Below are 16,208 nucleotides of genomic sequence, written 5' to 3'. Positions count from 1 at the left end.
GCGGGATGGAGCAGCCCGGTAGCTCGTCAGGCTCATAACCTGAAGGTCGTAGGTTCAAATCCTACTCCCGCAACCAACGATAATTGCGAAACCGCCTCAGCCATGTCGGCTTGGGCGGTTTTTGCTTTTTTGTCAGACGCTAAAGCGAGGATGCCGGCAAGATCTCCATGCAGATCAATGTCATATCCATCTTCAGAAGGTGTCAGCAGCACTTTGTCGATCAGAGCGCGCAGCGCCTCAGCAGCTTCGCTGCGTACGTCGGGCTCATTGAGGGCGTTGGCAAGATCGCTGACTTTGGAGTGATAGAGCCTCGACATGTTGGGGTGAAGCACAGGTTGAGCCCAAAGACGACATAGATACAGATTTTGAGAGCTGCGTTCTTCGCTCAGGGCGAAAACCTGACTTTCGCAGCAATCGCAAAAACTCGCGTTGACTTTGACTGGTTTTGGGTTCCGAGTGAAATTAGAAACAGCTTACAGGACTATGGGAAGCTCAAGCGTAATGCTAGCTCCTCTTTCGACTCGGTTGATTTCGACAGTTCCTCCGTGGCGCTGCGCCACTGCAGAGACGATTGATAACCCCAATCCGCTGCCCTCGGAATACTCCAACTGAGAAAACCGATTGAATGCGACTTCGCTTTGGTCTGGCGAAAGGCCAGCTCCGTCATCCGCCACGGTTAGGTTGAGGAATTTATTATCACACCGCAGCACAACTGAGATTTGGCTCAACTCTGGGCCACCGTGTTTGACTGCGTTGTCCAGCAGGTTCTTTAAAGCCTCAATCAGAAAGACCCGATCGCCGGATACAGTGACTGCCGTCTCAGGCATCGTGACATCAAACTCGATACCTTTTGCGAGGATGTGAACTCCCATCTCAGCGCAGGCCTCTTCCACGACCGAACGAAAGTCAATTTTATCCATTTGGTCTTGGTGCGTCGGCTGCCTGAGCCTCTCAAGTGACAACAGCTGTTCGGCGACTGTTGCTGAGTTTTTAGCCGCTGCAACAAGCTCTGAGATGCGTTTTTCTCGGTCGTCATCCGTTTTCGCATCCTGCAGCGCTTCGGCCATTGACTGCACGGCCGCCGCTGGATTCCGCAGTTGATGTGCAGCTTCGGATATAAACACTTGGTGGGCGTTGATACTTTTTTCCACCTGTCCAAAAAGCCGGTTCAGGGTTCTGACAACACCTTGAACTTCGATTGGGACAGGGCGCTTGATCTCACTGAGGTCATCTGGTGAACGCAGGTCAATTGCGTCCTGCAAATCCAACAAGGGCCTAAGGCCGCGCGCGACGCCGAACCACACCACAATGGCGAGGGTGGCCAGCAGAATTCCCATTAGAATTCCTGCGCGGATTGACAATTCATTGGCGAAGGCGTTGCGATCCGCCATACGTTGCCAGACTGTAACCGTCGCATCTCCGATTAGATTTTCAATGGTCACGCGTTCCGTCATCTTAAGAACGCGCACTGGTTCTTGGCGGTAGAGCGCTTCGAAAAACTGGGGCTTGTACACCTCTTGATCAGACGGGTTGGTGGCGGCCGGGGGGTAGGCATAGCCTGTCACATAGATGCCGCCGGGGCCCGTTACGTGGTAAAAAATCTCTCCGCCTGATGCGTCACGGATCATGCTGCGTGTCGTTGGTGACAGCGCATCACCTCCCGAAATCGCAACATCTCGCGATATTGCGAGACCTGCAGATAACAGGCTGTCGTCGAACAATTCCTGAGCCGTATTCTGCGCAATCATAAAGCGCCAAAGACCAAGCAGAGCGGCAATTAACACCAAGGGGGTTAGGATAAGAATGAAAAGTCTTAACCTGAGCGAGCCGTGATTGATCACTTCTGCACCTCAAGCAGATACCCCAGACCACGGGCTGTCTTTATTCTAATACCCAGATCTTGAAGACGTTTTCTCAGCCGCGATACATGAGGCTCAACGGCGGAAGACTCGACATCTGCACCCACGCCGTAGACGTAATCCGTTAGTTGGCTTTTGGGAACAATTCTGCCCCTGCGTTCCAACAGGCATTCAAGCACCGCGATTTCCCGCCGCGGAAAATCCATAACCTCGCCCTGTACACTTACCTGACGGGCAGCGCGGTCGAATTCCAGGCCACCAATTCTCTCCATTGCGCCGTAGTCGAGTTCTTTGCGTCGAGAAAGCGCCCGGATGCGTGCTTCCAACTCGTCCATTTCGAATGGCTTAACCAGGTAATCATCGGCGCCCATATCCAACCCCGAAACCCGGTCGCTTGTTTCGGCACGTGCCGTAAGCAAGATCACCGGTACGCCGTCACCACGATTGCGAAGAGATTTCAGGATCTCCAGTCCCGACTGTCCAGGCAAATTGATGTCCAGAACAACTAAGTCTGCGCCCTCTTGCGCAAGATACAAGTCAGCCTCATCGCCATCCAAAAGCACTTCTGCTGCATGACCCCGGTCACGTAGGCGATATGCAATAGCTTTGGCGAGGGTCTCGTTGTCTTCGACGATGACGATCCGCATCGGGTCTCCTGCAAGTTTCGCGCAAGGTTGGCACTCCATGATTGCCAGATGGGAGGGGGAATCAACCCCACAGTTCTATTTGCGATCACGGTAGCGCCGAGGGCGTTGACGTGGTTGTCTGGTCAACAGGGAGGAACCAATGACCATTTCCAACTTCACCCGTCGCGCCGTCGTGGGGCTGATCGCCGCCGCCGGTATCGCCGCACCTGCCGCAGCCGAGGTTGATTTCTCGGGTAAGACTGTGGAATGGGTCATCCCGTTCTCGGAAACCGGCGGGTCTGCCAAATGGGCCAACTTCTTTGCGCCGCTTCTGTCCGAAGCGCTGCCGGGTCAACCGACCGTAGTGGTGAAATTCATGCCGGGCGCTGGTTCGACCAAGGGCGCGAACTGGTTCCAGGAGCAGAGCCATGACGACGGTACGCTGCTGTTTGGCACCTCCGGTTCAACTCAATTCCCATATCTGCTTAGTGATCCGCGGGTGCGCTATGAATACAATGACTGGATTCCTGTCATGGCATCAGGAACCGGTGGCGTTGCTTACCTGAACGCAGAGGATGGCGCGAAGTTTGATGGCTCGGCGAATGCTCTGAAGGACACCAACTTCATCTACGGTTCGCAGGGTGCGACGCGTCTTGACCTTGTACCGCTGTTGGCCTGGCAAATGCTTGGCATGAATGTCGAGCCGGTCTTCGGCATCAAGGGACGCGGAGACGGTCGTCTGATGTTCGAACGTGGCGAAGCCAATATCGATTATCAGACCTCGTCCGGCTACTTGGGTGGTTCGGCCCCGTTGGTTGAATCCGGTCAGGCTGTTCCGATGATGACCTGGGGTGCTCTGGATGCAGACGGCAACATCGTTCGCGACCCGACTTTCCCGGATATCCCGACTTTCAAAGAAGTGTGCGAAGCCACCGATGGCTGTGAAACCAGCGGCGAGGCATGGGATGCGTGGAAAGCGTTCTTTGTAGCCGGGTTCCCGGTTCAGAAGCTGGCTTTCCTGCCGGGTGATACACCTCAGGAAGTGGTCGACGCATACACAGCAGCGTTCCAGGCTGTGACGGAGCGCGGCGACTTTGCCGACATCTCCTCAAAGCGCGTGGGCAAATACCCAGTGTTCGTAGGTGACGGCTCTAAAGCGGCATTGCAAACCGCGACAAACGTCGACGACAACGCAAAAGCCTACGTTCTGAACTGGCTCAAAGAAGCCTATGGTGTCGAGCTGAACTAAGCCCAAACACCACCGCGCGTGCCCCAATGTCGGGCGCGCGCTTTTCCAAACACAAGACAATTTATGAAAGGCGGCCGCTATGGAGGCTTTCGCCACAGCTGTTCCTGCGCTTAGTGACGCGTGGGGTCTGATCCTGCAACCTATCGTTCTGGGATATCTTGTTCTCGGTGTCGTCATGGGACTGGCCGTAGGTGTTTTCCCTGGGCTTGGCGGTATTGCTGGTCTGTCCCTATTGCTGCCTTTCATGTTCGGTATGGACCCAATCCTTGGATTGGCGTTGATGATCGGGATGGTCGCCGTTGTGCCGACCTCTGACACCTTCGCGTCAGTTCTTATGGGCATCCCAGGTAGCTCTGCCTCGCAGGCTACGGTGTTGGATGGTTTCCCGATGGCGAAGAAAGGCGAAGCCGCGCGGGCATTGTCAGCGGCCTTTGCTTCATCGCTGTTTGGCGGCTTGGTCGGCGCAACTTTTCTGACCATGTTCATTTTGGTCGCGCGGCCCATCGTTCTGGCATTCGGTCTGCCCGAGATGCTGATGATCACCATTCTTGGTTTGTCGATGGTCGCCATTCTCGCCGGGCGTATCCCGTTGAAGGGTGTCGCCGCCGCAGGGCTGGGCCTGATGGTTGGCACGATTGGCGAGGCGGATGCAGGCGGCTCACTTCGTATGGCCACTTATGACATTCCTTATCTGACCGACGGTCTGAAATTGGTCATCGTTGGCTTGGGTATCTTTGCGGTGCCGGAAATCGTCTCGCTGCTGCGTCAAGACCGATCCATTGCCAAGGGCGCTTTGCTAGGAGCTGGTTGGTTTGATGGGGTCAAAGACTGGGCTGCGAACATCTGGTTGTCGGTCCGCTGTTCGATCATTGGCGTGGTTGTCGGTGTCATTCCTGGTCTTGGTGGCTCGGTTGTTGACTGGATCGCTTATGGCCATTCGGTTCAATCGACCAAAGACAAAAGCAACTTCGGCAAAGGCGAAGTGCGTGGCGTCATCGGGCCGGAAAGCTCGAACAATGCCAAGGAGGGCGGGGGGCTTGTCCCAACGCTACTGTTTGGTATCCCCGGCTCGGGTTCGATGGCGATCTTTATCGGCGCCGTCGCACTGTTGGGATCCGGAGATATCGAGGTCGGTCCTAGCATGCTCAAGGATAATCTCGACATCACCTATTCGATTGTCTGGTTGCTGGCTCTCGCCAACGTGGTGGGCACCATCTTATGCATCGCGGCCTCGGGTGGGATAGCCAAGCTGACGACAATCCGTTTCACCTATCTGGCGCCGTTTCTGTTCATGCTGATCAGCTTCGCGGCATTCCAGTCCGGTCAAAACTTCGAAGACCTGCTGGCCCTGTTCGTCATCGGCCTGATCGGTATTTTCCTGCGCCGTTTCGACTGGTCGCGACCGGCCTTTCTGATTGGGTTCGTGCTGTCGAACCCGGTTGAGAAGTTCACCAACCAGGCGTTCCAGATTGCCTCTTTCCGCTTCCGCAAAAGCTTTGGTGAGGGGATGGAATATGTCTTCAGCCCGATCGTTATCGTGCTGATCGTGGTTACCGTGGTTTCGGTCATTCTGGGTATTCGCCAAGCTAAGATGATCATGGCCGAAGGTGAGGTCAAATCCGGAAGCAAGCGCGCGCCGCTGATCTTTTTGCTGGTGATCATGGCCTATCTGATCGTGGCTTTGGTCAATGCCAACATGATCCCTGACTACAACATGACCGACAAGATCATCCCGCTGGTGATCGGTAGCGTGTCGCTGTTCTGCTGCGTCATTCTGTTGATCCAGATGATGCGGCGACCCGAGGGGGATGCAATCTTTGCCGACAAGGAAATTGCCGGCGAGGATGCAAGCGCGCCACATGGACTTTGGTCAACGCTCGCGTGGTTCGCAAGTCTGATCGCGGCCACCTGGGTTGTGGGGTTCATCCTCGCCCTGATCGGGTTCCTGATTGCATTCTTCCGCATTCGCGCCAGGTCCAGCTGGCAGATGACGCTGCTCCTGACGGCCTGCGGCATCGGTTTCATGTGCTTCATGGCTGGTGCCCTGAACCGGGATTTCCCGCCGGGTCTGCTGCAAGACATGGTGAACCTGCCATGGCCACTCAAGTAGGCGCTCCACGGATGCCCGGCCTGCCAATCTGGCGGGTCGGGCAGCGCTGAAATCAGAGATTTCAAAGGTTTGTAAAGGAGGGTTCGCAATGACCCAGACAGCAATCCCATATGTCTTCATGCGCGGCGGCACTTCCCGAGGGCCTTATTTTCGACGCTCTGATCTGCCTGAAGATAGGGACAAGCTGGCTGATGTGCTGGTTGCTGCCCTCGGGGCCGGACAAGCGCTCAACATCGACGGGATCGGTGGTGGTAACGCGGTGACGACCAAAGTGGCGATGCTATCCGTCAGCGAGGACGAATGGGCGGATATCGACTATTTCTTCGCGCAGGTTTCTGTTGATGAGAAGCTGGTCGATTTTAAACCAACTTGCGGGAACATCCTCTCCGGAGTTGGTCCAGCTGCGATCGAAATGGGATTGCTTCAGCCCAACGGCGATGAGACCGAAATCCGCATTCGCGCTGTAAATACGGGTGCCCGTGTCGTTGCAAAAGTACAGACCCCGGGCGGTGAGTTGGTCTACGAGGGCGATGCGGAAATCGCGGGGGTTCCCGGTCATTCTGCACCCGTGCAACTGAGCTTTATGGGCGTTGTGGGCTCGGCGACAGGTTCATTTCTACCCACAGGAAATTTGCGCGATACAGTGCAGGGGATCGAGCTGACTTGCATGGATGTCGCTATGCCAATGGCCATAGCCCGGGCAGCGGATTTCGGACTGACAGGGTATGAAAGCGTTGAAGAGCTTAATACCAACCGGGCTTTCTTTGACCGGATGGAGGCAGTACGGATCGAAGCCGGGAAACTGATGGGTATGGGGGACGTATCGAAATCTGTAACTCCCAAATTCGGCCTGATGGCACCCGCCAGAGAGGGTGGAACCCTTGCGGTTCGGTATTTCATGCCATGGAAAACCCACCCAACAATGGCCGTTACGGGTGCGCAATGCATGGCATCTTGCGCTTTGACGCCCGGAACCGTCGTAGACGGGTTGCTTGATCGCCCGGGTTCAAGCCCGGCTGAAGTTGTGTTGGAGCACGCCTCGGGCAAGATCGACGTTCTGGTGGACTTCTCGAACGACGGGGAGTTCAACGTAATTTCTGCCGGTCTGGTGAGGACTGCGCGTAAATTGGCGGACGGGCATGTTTATGTGCCGGAATCTGAGTGGAACGGCAGTTGAAATGACAATTCTCATTGGGTATACTATGGTATACATCATGAGGATATCACGATGGACGACTATTCCGAATGCCTTGATATCGCGCGTCAGGAACTCAGGCTGGCGCAGTCGGTTCTGCGGAGGGACATCGCGGACTACCCGACACCGATTGCCGGGTGTGATGAGCAATTCAACCATTTGCTGGATCAACGAGAACGGGTTCGCAATGCGCTTGAAGCACTCGACACATGTCATTTTGTGCCGACGCCAAGAAAACTGAGCACCGAGTAGGGTATAGAAAGTCGATGAAAGTACACATTCTGGATGACTGGTTTGACACACTGCAGGGCCTGCCCTGTTTTGAAAAGCTATCTGACCATAACGTGAAGGTCTGGACAGATCATGTCGAGGATACCAGCGAATTGGCTGAACGCTTGCAGGAGGCTGAGGCGCTGGTGTTGTTTCGCGAACGCACCAAGATCACCCGCGATTTGGTTGAAAAACTCCCAAACCTGAAATTGATCAGTCAGCGCAGTGTATATCCACACGTCGATGTGCAGGCGTGCTCGGACAACGGAGTGCTGCTGTGTTCGAACATGCATGGCGGCACGCCTTCATATGCCGCAGCCGAACTGACATGGGCGCTGATCATGGCGGGGATGCGCGATTTGCCTGCGCAGATGGCCTCGGTCAAAACCGGACATTGGCAGGCCGGAGTTGGCAAGACCCTGAGGGGGAGGAAACTGGGGCTGTATGGATATGGCCGTATCGCCCGCGCTGTTGCTGACTACGCCGAGGCGTTCGGGATGAATGTGGTCTGGTGGTCCTCGGACGATGGCCGGGCACGCGCGCAGGCCGACGGCGTGCAGATTGCCACAAGCCGTGAAGCGTTCTTTGCCAACAGCGATGTTGTCTCGGTCCACGTCCGCCTGAAGCCCAACACGCAAGGTATCATCACAGCGTCAGATTTCTCGCAGATGCAACCGGGCGGGATGTTTGTGAACACCTCCCGGGCCGGGCTGATCGCTCCGGGTGCTTTGTTGGACGCGCTGAAAGCCGGTCGCCCGGGGAAGGCCGCAATTGATGTCTTCGATTCCGAGCCGCTCATTGACCCGAATGATCCGTTGCTATCGCACCCAAACCTGATTGCGACACCACATATAGGTTTTGTGACCGAGGACGAATTTGACCTGCAATTCTCAGACATTTTCGATCAGGTGAACGCTTATGCTGAAGGCGCTCCCATTCACATGATCAACCCCGAGGTTTGGACCAGCGCAGGATAAGGTTGGCTGCTATTGGCGCACCGATGATCACCAGCACAATCCTTGTCAGGTGGTGCGTGATCACAAAGCCCAGGTCCGCGCCCGAAACGATAGCCAGCACTGTCATCTCGGCCTGTCCGCCGGGGGCAAAGGCCAAGAAGGCCTCGACCGGCTGGCCGAGCCCCAACGTGGTGACAACAGCGGTGAAAGCGGCGGCCAAGATGGCAAGGACGATGACATAGGCGAAGCCCGCTGCAACCACCCGGCGGAGTTCAACCCAAGTGACGCCTACGAATTTCACGCCTATCCCGCACCCGATAAAGAACTGCGCTGCAAGGATAGCCTCGCGCGGCGGTCGGGTATGAATGAAATCACCCAGTGACAGAGCCGATGTCAGGATCATTGGGCCGAGGATGGATGCCCCGAACAAGCCGATCCTCTCACCGCCTTTCCAGCCTATAAGGGCGGCCAGTACCATCAGCGCCAACTCATGTATTGGCAGGTCGCGCGCAGGCTCTCCGATTGGGTTGGTGAGCTGGGCATCGTAGAACACTGTCAGAAACAGTGGGGCCAGTGTCACGATGATCAGCACGCGCGTACCGTGGATCAGGGATAGCGTACGCGGGTTGGCGCCTGCTTCGGCGCCAAAGATGATCATGTCCTGCAATCCGCCTGGCATGGCAGCATAAAACGCGGTCGTGGAGTCAAAGCCCCAAATCTTGCGAAAGAATGGCACGCCTACCAGCGCGATCAGCAGGATAAAGAACGGGACCAGTGCTATAGACGCGGCCATCTTCGGCAATTCGACAAAAAGGGCAGGGGTAATCGAAGCCCCAACTGCAACGCCGAGTATGGTGCGCGCTGCAACCGATATCTGACCAAAACCTTCCATAGGGGCATGCGCTAGGGCGGCGATCAGACACGCGCTCATTGGGCCGAATAGAAAGGGCAGCGGCAGGTTCAACGCCCAAAATACTCCGGTGCCCAACAGCGCAAGGACCAGTGTTACGGCCCGCTTTGTCAGGAAAGAGGGTGTTTTGTTTTGGGTGGGCAAGGCACGGCTTTCGATAATATTGACTCACAACGTATCCAAATGTATACAAGTGGACGCAAAAAGACAAGTGAGCGCTCGATGACCATTCAAGACGACCCCTATCAGCCTGGCCCACAAGGCAATTCAGCGTATCAACACCTGCTGGATGAGATTCGGGATGGCACACTTCAGCCTGGCGAACGCCTGCGCGAGATTGAGTTGTCAGAACGATTGGGCGTCAGTCGCACCCCTGTGCGCGAAGCTATCCGGCAGTTGGAGTCCGACGGGCTAGTAACTCATGTGCCACGGCAGGGCGCAACCGTACGTTGTCTCGATTACGCCGAAGTAATGGAACTCTATGAGATGCGCGCGGTGCTCGAGGGAACTGCAGCCCGTTTAGCAGCGCGTGCTGCATCGGATGTCGAGCTAGACGAGCTGAGCGTTTTGAATGTTCGCTTGGCCGAGGCTGGTACCGGTTCGGAAGCGGCTCGGATAAACCGGATTTTCCACGCCACACTTTTGGACGCAGCAAAGAACCGGTTTCTTGCCAAGTCTATGTTGTCTTTGCAAAAAGCGCTGTTGATCCTTGGGCCATCGCAATTGCTGGACGGTGATCGGGCCGAGACAGCAGTGGCAGAGCATAAGCGCGTCATGGCTGCCTTAAAGGCCCGTGATGGCGCAGCGGCTGAAACAGAAATGCGCGCGCATATTCAGGCTGCACAACGGATGCGTATTCGGGCGTTGCAAGAACGCGACCGGACAACCGACAAAAATCAATAGGTAGACAGGATATGGCCACCCAAAAGGAAGCTTATGATATCGCTGTGATCGGCGGTGGGAATGCTGCCCTCTGCGCCGCGATGACTGCTGCCGAGGCAGGCGCCCGTGTTCTGATCCTCGAGACGGCACCAAAAGCCTATCGTGGTGGAAACTCGCGCCATACACGCAATTTTCGTTGTATGCATGGCGCTCCTCTGGGCCCGCTGATCGAAGAATACAGTGAAGATGAGTATCTTGAAGATCTGCTCAAGGTCACTGGCGGCAAAACCGACGAACATCTTGCTCGCCTCGCGATCCGAACCTCCGAGGAATGCCTTCCGTGGATGGAAGAACACGGCGTCAGGTTCCAACCATCCCTGTCCGGGACCCTGTCACTGGCGCGGACCAACGCCTTCTTCATGGGGGGCGGGAAGTCTCTGGTGAACGCCTATTACCGAACTGCGGCGGGTCTGGGTGTCGATGTTCTGTACGAAGCTGCTGTCACGCATCTGGAGTTGAACGGTGATCGGATCGAGTGGGTCGATTACACCTATGAGGGCCAATCTCATCGCATCACGCCCAAAGCTGTCATCGTTGCCTCAGGTGGGTTTCAGGCCGACACCGATTGGCTGACCCGTGCATGGGGTGAGCCTGCCAAGAACTTCTTGATCCGGGGCACACCCTATAACCGTGGTGTGGTTCTGTCCGATCTGTTGGATCAAGGTGTGGACAGCGTCGGCGATCCGACCCAGTGCCACGCCGTCGCCATTGACGGGCGCGCGCCGAAGTTCGATGGCGGTATCGTCACCCGCCTGGACTGTGTGCCGTTTTCAATCGTCGTGAACAAGAATGCCGAGCGGTTTTATGACGAGGGCGAAGACGTTTGGCCCAAGCGCTATGCGATCTGGGGACGTCTGGTGGCGGCCCAACCGGATCAAGTTGGCTATGTGATCATCGATGCTAAGTCGCTGAACCTGTTTATGCCGTCGGTCTTTCCACCACTGAAGGCGGACACCCTGGAAGAACTGGCTGCAATGATGGATCTGCCCGCCGACAAGCTGAAGGCGACCGTTGCAGAATTCAACGAAGCATGCGGCGATACCAGTGGATTCCATCCGACTGAGTTGGACGGGGTCACGACCTCGGGTCTGACGCCGCCCAAGACGAACTGGGCGCGTCCGATCACCGAGCCTCCGTTTTATGGCTATTCGCTGCGCACCGGTGTGACCTTCACCTATCTGGGCCTGAAGGTCGACGACACAGCGCAATGTTCGACCGCCAACGGAAAGATCAAAAGCCTTTGGGCCGCCGGCGAGACCATGGCCGGGTCGATCCTGGGGCAGGGGTATCTGGCCGGTTTCGGCATGACCATCGGAACCGTTTTTGGACGCATCGCAGGACGTGAGGCCGCTGCTTATGCAAACTGAACTTATCCAAGAAGCCCGCCGTCAGGCCGAGATTTGTAACGCTTGCCGCTATTGCGAGGGCTATTGTTCGGTCTTCCCGTCGCTGCACGCGGAACGCGCGTTCTCGGATGGAGACATCACGCAACTGGCCAACCTGTGCCACAACTGCAGAGGGTGTTACTACGCTTGTCAGTATACGGCACCGCACGAGTTTGACCTAAACCTGCCGAAAGCTCTCGCTGAAGTGCGGCGGGACAGTTGGGAAAGCTTTGCTTGGCCGCAGCCTTTGGCGCGGCGGTTCCATACGCATGGTGGCGCGATCGCGCTGGCCCTGGTCATCGGTTTTGCCCTGCTGTTCTGGGCAATTCGCGTTATCGGTTCCAGCGGAGGAGAGGGGTTTTATGCAGTCCTGTCCCACAATGCGATGGTCGCAATCTTTGCGCCGGCATTCTTGTTGCCACTCTTTAGCTTGGCTATCAGCCTGAGGCGCTATTGGGCGGAGGTCGGTGGCAAACCCATCCAAATGTCTGATCTGACAGTTGCGTTCAAACGCGCTGGCAATATGCAAGACTTGGCCGCAGGCCACGGCGAGGGTTGCAATTTCGAGGACGAAGACCGCTTCAGTCAGGCCCGACGCCACATTCACCACGCCATCATGTACGGCTTCCTGCTGTGCTTTGCGTCGACCTCGGTGGCGACGGTTATGCACTACGGGTTCGGGTTGCACGCGCCCTACGGGTTCTGGTCTCTGCCAAAACTCTTCGGCGTTTCCGGTGGTATTTTGCTGACATTAGGTTGTGCAGCCATGGTTCTGCTCAAGCAAAAGTCGGATCGCGAGCTTGGCGACCCGTCTGCATGGGGCGGCGAAATCGGCTTCGTCCTATTGCTCGGCTTTGTCGGGCTGAGCGGGCTGGTCCTTTACGTCCTCGGTTCAACTGCTCTGATGCCCGCGCTGCTTGCCATCCACCTTGGCTCGGTTCTGACGTTCTTCCTGCTCGTACCATACACCAAGATGGCTCATGGCTTCTATCGACTTGCAGCTTTGATCAGAGACGCGCAGCGTAAGAGAGAATTGTCCTTTGGTTGCTAGCAAACATCCACCGCCAAGGGATTAAAAAGTCGCAATTCAAGCGCATTTTGACGCCCTTGCAGTCTTCGTTCCAGCACCCCGGGTTGCGGTCAACGTCTGGAATGGGTCTGTTTGCTGTGATTGACAACATCGACACGAAAGGCAGCTTTGTCCGCGAAGCAGATATTGGAGAGAGTTGCGACGAATGACCACTCTGCGGACAAAGCGGCCTTTGGTTCTCCAAACAAATCGGACATTTTTGGTTTTAGACTAGGCGGTTGTGTAGAGTGACAGGATTACTTGTCTTCTCTTCCGTAAGCACAATATCTCAATTGGCACCCTCATTGGATGCTGAGGAGGCCGCTACCAATCGAATTTCCATCATATCTTTAGGTCCAAGCGCGGCTTCCAAAATGGGCGGAAGAGTTCAATCTTGGGGCATCGGTTCATCACGACTTTAAGGCCCGCCGCTTCTGCGAGTTGCGCTGCTTTGTCGTCATACACACCGATTTGACCCCAAAGAACTTTTGCCCCGATTGCGATAGCCTTCTCGGCAAAGGCATATAACTCTTCCTTCGGGCGGAAAACGTCTACCATATCAACATGTTTGTCGATCTCTTCCAATGAGTGGTAGACTTTGAGCCCTCTAATTTCCGAAACATTCGGGTTAGGATTCACCGGTAGAATATCATAGCCGATTTCACTCAGCTGTCGCAGAACGCCATAGCTGAATTTCGTTTTGTCCGCGCTAGCCCCCACCATTGCAATGGTTTTAACCGACTGCAGGATGTCGGCGAGGTAATTGGGGTCGTAATCGTAGATGTGGTCGATATCTGCTTCGGGCATCGGTTAACCTTCCTTCGGCGTCGCAATGTCAGCCTTGAGTTCGTGGGGTTTGAGAGGGTCGAGAAACGGATTGCGGTACAGCTTGCCATGGCTCTCGACCCCGATCTCAAGCGTGATGTCGGATGTCGGACGTGCCACGCAAAGGATCACATAGCCGTTCGCGATTTGCCGATTATTCAGCGCAACCTGTCGGCGTTGATCGATCGCGCCAGTCTTTAGTTTTGCCGCGCAGGTAATGCAGCCGCCATACTTGCACCCAAAAGGCAAGTCGACGCCCTGTTCTCTCAGCGTTTCCAGAAGTGGGCGCCGCGCATCCACACAGTATTGCGCGCCATCTCTGTTCGCGATCGTCACGGTATACATAGTCATAGCCAGATGTCGCTTGTGCAATCACCGCCCGGATACCGGCTCTCGTGACAGCGCGATGGACCATTCGGTTCTTTGCCAAAGTCCACAATGAAATCCTCGTTGATCTTCATACCACCGTTTTCAGGGTCGCAATCGATCATCACCATAACCCCGCCCTTTTCGCGGATCTCGGGATAGAACTGGTTATCCCAAGTCGAGAACAGCGAGGTCGTGACATAAAGCCTTCGCCCGTCGAGAGAGAGCTGGAACATTTGCGGACCACCCGCGACCTCGACCCCGTTAACGATCGGAGCTTTACCCAAAAGGCCCCCCATAAACACTTGGCCGGTCAGCTTGGGATTATGCGGGTCGGTGATGTCATACTGGCGCATATCTCCATGCAGCCAATTGTTCAGGTACAAGTATTTGTCGTCCATCGAAATCAGGATCGCCGACATAACCCCCGGCAACGGGATCGGCCATTCGGGGTGCATCTCGTTTTCCACGTCGATGATCTTTTCCCACTGCCACTTTTTTGCATCGTCTTGCCACCAATGGATCACATTGGTCGAAAGAGCTGCGCCACAGAACCCATGCGTGCTGTCGGGGTCATGGTGGAACTTGACTTCCAGTGGCAACAGCCCGTCTTCACCCAGATAGAAGCTTTCGACCGGTTCGCGCCTTTCGAAATCCCAAAAATGCAGCTCGCGCCCATATTTCAGATGGCCCACTTCTTCCAGATCGAAGCCCGGCATGAAGGTATTGGGCGCAGCCCATTCGGAACTGACCATCACGTTGTGGCGTGGTTGGTACCAGAAGTCATAGCCGAATTTGATCTCGCCCATCGAGGTTTCCCAGCGACCGACGATGTTGAACTCTTTATCGAGATGCAGATAGCCTCCAGGAGCTTCACCCTTGGCATTTCCAAGGAAGGAAATGATGATTTCCGAGCCCAAACAATGCACCGTATGCGGGCCCGATAAATCTGTCTTGGCCTTGATTTCCGCCCCGTCGATGACCTTATGCAACCGCGGCGCACGCGGGTCAGTGGCTGTATCAACGATATGAAGGTTGTTAGAGCGTACGCCCGGCAGGATCAGGTATTTGCGGGACATCGAGCCGTCGTCGTGACAGGACGAACAGGCGTTCCACCCCATGTGGTGAAGCTCGTCCCCAATCCCCGGCATTTCCAGCCTATGGATTACCTGAGAATAGGTCGAGCTGTTAGGGTCGACATCCACTGTAGCAAGGTAATCAGGTTTCTGAATCCCTGTCCCGGTGTAGATGGCGATCGTGTAGAGTAGCTTTTCTCGGGGGGCTTTGATGGCTTCTTGCGGACTCTTGAAGCCCGGTCCACAGCATTGTCCATCCATCGTATGCTCCTCCCTTGATTCCCTAAATTGTATCGTATATCGAAAACTTAGTTATCATAAAGTGAGAAAAATGCATCTCGAACGATTAGCGCTGATTTTGGAAATCGTGGGTCAAAAAGGACGTGCGTCCGTAGCGGATATCTGTGCCCAGTCCGATATACCTAAACCGACGGCCTACAGGCTGGTTCAAGACCTTGTTTTGTCCGGCCTACTTGAATCACCAACCCGCGGTGAGTTCGCGATTGGGATTAGGCTAAAGCGTATCACGTTGAGCGATCACTCTGATCCCGCTCTTTTGCAGGTGATTGCGCCTGTCCTCTCTGGCGCCGCTAATGACTATGGCGCTGCGTTTTTCTTGTCTCGGCTACGGGGCAATTGGGTTGAGATTATTCATGTGGAGACACCGCAGACGGGCGTGTCTTTTCTTCATCCAGGTATGGGCAAACGACCAATGCACGCTTGCTCTTGCGCCAAGGCAATCGCCGCCGTGTCGCCTGAGCTGCTGTCTCAAGACCGATTGGATGGGCAGCTTAAGCGGTACACAGATCGCACGATTACAGACCCTAAGGATCTGGCCGCGGAACTCGATGTCATTCGAGCCAAAGGGTATGCCATGTGTGTTGAAGAGCTCGAGCGCGGGATCAGTTCTGTCGCAACAACGCTGACTAAGACAGGTGTTGGTGCGACGCTTTCAATCGGCGCCACGGCGTCTCTTCGGGTGTTTACACCTTCGAAGCGAGAAAAGATTGGCCATACACTTACCACAATGTCACACGAACTTGCACGCGCGCTAGGATGGGGTGAAGCAGATAAAGAAAGGATACCCGCTTAGGTTCATGGGTATCGCAGTGCTGTAGGTTAACGCTATCCAGCAGGACAGGTGTGTTTTGCGACCTTCGCCGCTTTTAGGTCAATGAGGGAGACAAATATGGACGATGCAATGTTTGGTGGGTTCTTCGTGATCAACGTAAAACCTGAGTATCGGCAGCCATTTTTGGACGCCAGCATCTTCCAAGCGCAAAATGTTGTCAGTTGTCCGTCGTCAGGGATTTTGGGACAGATGGCGCTCTGATCTAAGAGAGGATGTGGCTCATCTGGTTGGTTTGATT

The 16,208-nt window shown here is 55.4% G+C and carries 17 protein-coding genes; 10 read left to right on the top strand and 7 right to left on the bottom strand.

Translation table 11 applies throughout. The features are described 5' to 3' along the window. Positions 1 to 32: 32 nt before the first annotated feature. The 3 genes from AC2FI9_RS22020 to AC2FI9_RS22010 form a co-directional block, all read right to left on the bottom strand. Positions 33 to 317: a hypothetical protein gene (locus tag AC2FI9_RS22020; protein WP_496770786.1), complete on the bottom strand. Its 285-nt coding sequence runs from the start codon at positions 315 to 317 to the stop codon at positions 33 to 35. Positions 318 to 473: 156 nt separating this feature from the next. Then, positions 474 to 1,784 (bottom strand): sensor histidine kinase, encoded by a 1,311-nt coding sequence (locus AC2FI9_RS22015; RefSeq protein WP_496770784.1) that lies wholly within the window; start codon positions 1,782 to 1,784, stop codon positions 474 to 476. A 53-nt stretch (positions 1,785 to 1,837) separates the two neighbouring features. Next, positions 1,838 to 2,506, bottom strand: coding sequence for a response regulator transcription factor (locus AC2FI9_RS22010; protein WP_496770781.1), 669 nt, complete (start codon positions 2,504 to 2,506; stop codon positions 1,838 to 1,840). Positions 2,507 to 2,645: 139 nt separating this feature from the next. On the opposite strand from AC2FI9_RS22010, the gene AC2FI9_RS22005 reads away from it, so the two are divergent. The 5 genes from AC2FI9_RS22005 (at position 2,646) to AC2FI9_RS21985 (ending at position 8,286) form a co-directional block, all read left to right on the top strand. Further along, positions 2,646 to 3,734, top strand: coding sequence for a tricarboxylate transporter (locus tag AC2FI9_RS22005; protein WP_496727376.1), 1,089 nt, complete (start codon positions 2,646 to 2,648; stop codon positions 3,732 to 3,734). Positions 3,735 to 3,813: 79 nt separating this feature from the next. Beyond that, positions 3,814 to 5,844, top strand: a complete 2,031-nt coding sequence (locus tag AC2FI9_RS22000; RefSeq protein WP_496770779.1) for a tripartite tricarboxylate transporter permease — start codon at positions 3,814 to 3,816, stop codon at positions 5,842 to 5,844. A gap of 88 nt (positions 5,845 to 5,932) precedes the next feature. Next, positions 5,933 to 7,021 carry a 4-oxalomesaconate tautomerase gene (locus AC2FI9_RS21995; protein ID WP_496770777.1) on the top strand — a complete coding sequence of 363 codons (1,089 nt, stop codon included), beginning with the start codon at positions 5,933 to 5,935 and terminating at the stop codon, positions 7,019 to 7,021. A gap of 51 nt (positions 7,022 to 7,072) precedes the next feature. Next, positions 7,073 to 7,291, top strand: coding sequence for a hypothetical protein (locus AC2FI9_RS21990; RefSeq protein WP_496770775.1), 219 nt, complete (start codon positions 7,073 to 7,075; stop codon positions 7,289 to 7,291). Between the two features lie 14 nt (positions 7,292 to 7,305). Then, positions 7,306 to 8,286, top strand: coding sequence for a D-2-hydroxyacid dehydrogenase family protein (locus tag AC2FI9_RS21985; RefSeq protein WP_496770764.1), 981 nt, complete (start codon positions 7,306 to 7,308; stop codon positions 8,284 to 8,286). On the opposite strand, the gene AC2FI9_RS21980 is transcribed toward AC2FI9_RS21985, so the two are convergent. Continuing rightward, positions 8,255 to 9,319: an AbrB family transcriptional regulator gene (locus tag AC2FI9_RS21980; protein ID WP_496770758.1), complete on the bottom strand. Its 1,065-nt coding sequence runs from the start codon at positions 9,317 to 9,319 to the stop codon at positions 8,255 to 8,257. The genes AC2FI9_RS21985 and AC2FI9_RS21980 overlap by 32 nt on opposite strands. Positions 9,320 to 9,397: 78 nt before the next feature. Between AC2FI9_RS21980 and AC2FI9_RS21975 the strand changes: the two genes are divergently transcribed. Genes AC2FI9_RS21975 through tcuB form a run of 3 tightly spaced genes read left to right on the top strand, consistent with a single transcriptional unit; the run spans position 9,398 to position 12,553 of the window. Beyond that, complete coding sequence (locus AC2FI9_RS21975; RefSeq protein WP_496770757.1) at positions 9,398 to 10,078, top strand: GntR family transcriptional regulator; 681 nt, start codon at positions 9,398 to 9,400, stop codon at positions 10,076 to 10,078. A gap of 11 nt (positions 10,079 to 10,089) precedes the next feature. Next, positions 10,090 to 11,484, top strand: a complete 1,395-nt coding sequence (gene tcuA / locus AC2FI9_RS21970; RefSeq protein WP_496770755.1) for an FAD-dependent tricarballylate dehydrogenase TcuA — start codon at positions 10,090 to 10,092, stop codon at positions 11,482 to 11,484. Beyond that, positions 11,474 to 12,553: a tricarballylate utilization 4Fe-4S protein TcuB gene (gene tcuB / locus AC2FI9_RS21965; protein WP_496770753.1), complete on the top strand. Its 1,080-nt coding sequence runs from the start codon at positions 11,474 to 11,476 to the stop codon at positions 12,551 to 12,553. Before tcuA ends, tcuB begins: the two co-directional genes overlap by 11 nt. A 360-nt stretch (positions 12,554 to 12,913) precedes the next feature. On the opposite strand, the gene AC2FI9_RS21960 is transcribed toward tcuB, so the two are convergent. The 3 genes from AC2FI9_RS21960 to AC2FI9_RS21950 are packed head-to-tail and all read right to left on the bottom strand — an operon-like array spanning position 12,914 to position 15,099. Continuing rightward, entirely contained in the window at positions 12,914 to 13,378 is a 465-nt protein-coding gene (locus tag AC2FI9_RS21960; RefSeq protein WP_496770747.1) for a CoA-binding protein, read from the bottom strand. A 3-nt stretch (positions 13,379 to 13,381) separates the two neighbouring features. Continuing rightward, entirely contained in the window at positions 13,382 to 13,747 is a 366-nt protein-coding gene (locus tag AC2FI9_RS21955) for a 2Fe-2S iron-sulfur cluster-binding protein (RefSeq protein ID WP_172677913.1), read from the bottom strand. Then, positions 13,744 to 15,099: a selenium-binding family protein gene (locus AC2FI9_RS21950; RefSeq protein ID WP_496770744.1), complete on the bottom strand. Its 1,356-nt coding sequence runs from the start codon at positions 15,097 to 15,099 to the stop codon at positions 13,744 to 13,746. The genes AC2FI9_RS21955 and AC2FI9_RS21950 overlap by 4 nt, the downstream gene beginning before the upstream one ends. Before the next feature lie 70 nt (positions 15,100 to 15,169). Between AC2FI9_RS21950 and AC2FI9_RS21945 the strand changes: the two genes are divergently transcribed. Continuing rightward, positions 15,170 to 15,931 carry an IclR family transcriptional regulator gene (locus AC2FI9_RS21945; RefSeq protein ID WP_496770790.1) on the top strand — a complete coding sequence of 254 codons (762 nt, stop codon included), beginning with the start codon at positions 15,170 to 15,172 and terminating at the stop codon, positions 15,929 to 15,931. A 96-nt stretch (positions 15,932 to 16,027) separates the two neighbouring features. Further along, on the top strand, positions 16,028 to 16,171 hold the full coding sequence (locus tag AC2FI9_RS21940; protein ID WP_496770740.1) for a hypothetical protein: 144 nt from the start codon (positions 16,028 to 16,030) through the stop codon (positions 16,169 to 16,171). Positions 16,172 to 16,208: the final 37 nt, after the last annotated feature.

The organism is Ruegeria sp. CDSA246, assembly GCF_059611225.1.
The sequence above is the reverse complement of the archived record's forward strand: the minus strand, read 5'-3'. Positions and strand labels throughout refer to the sequence as shown.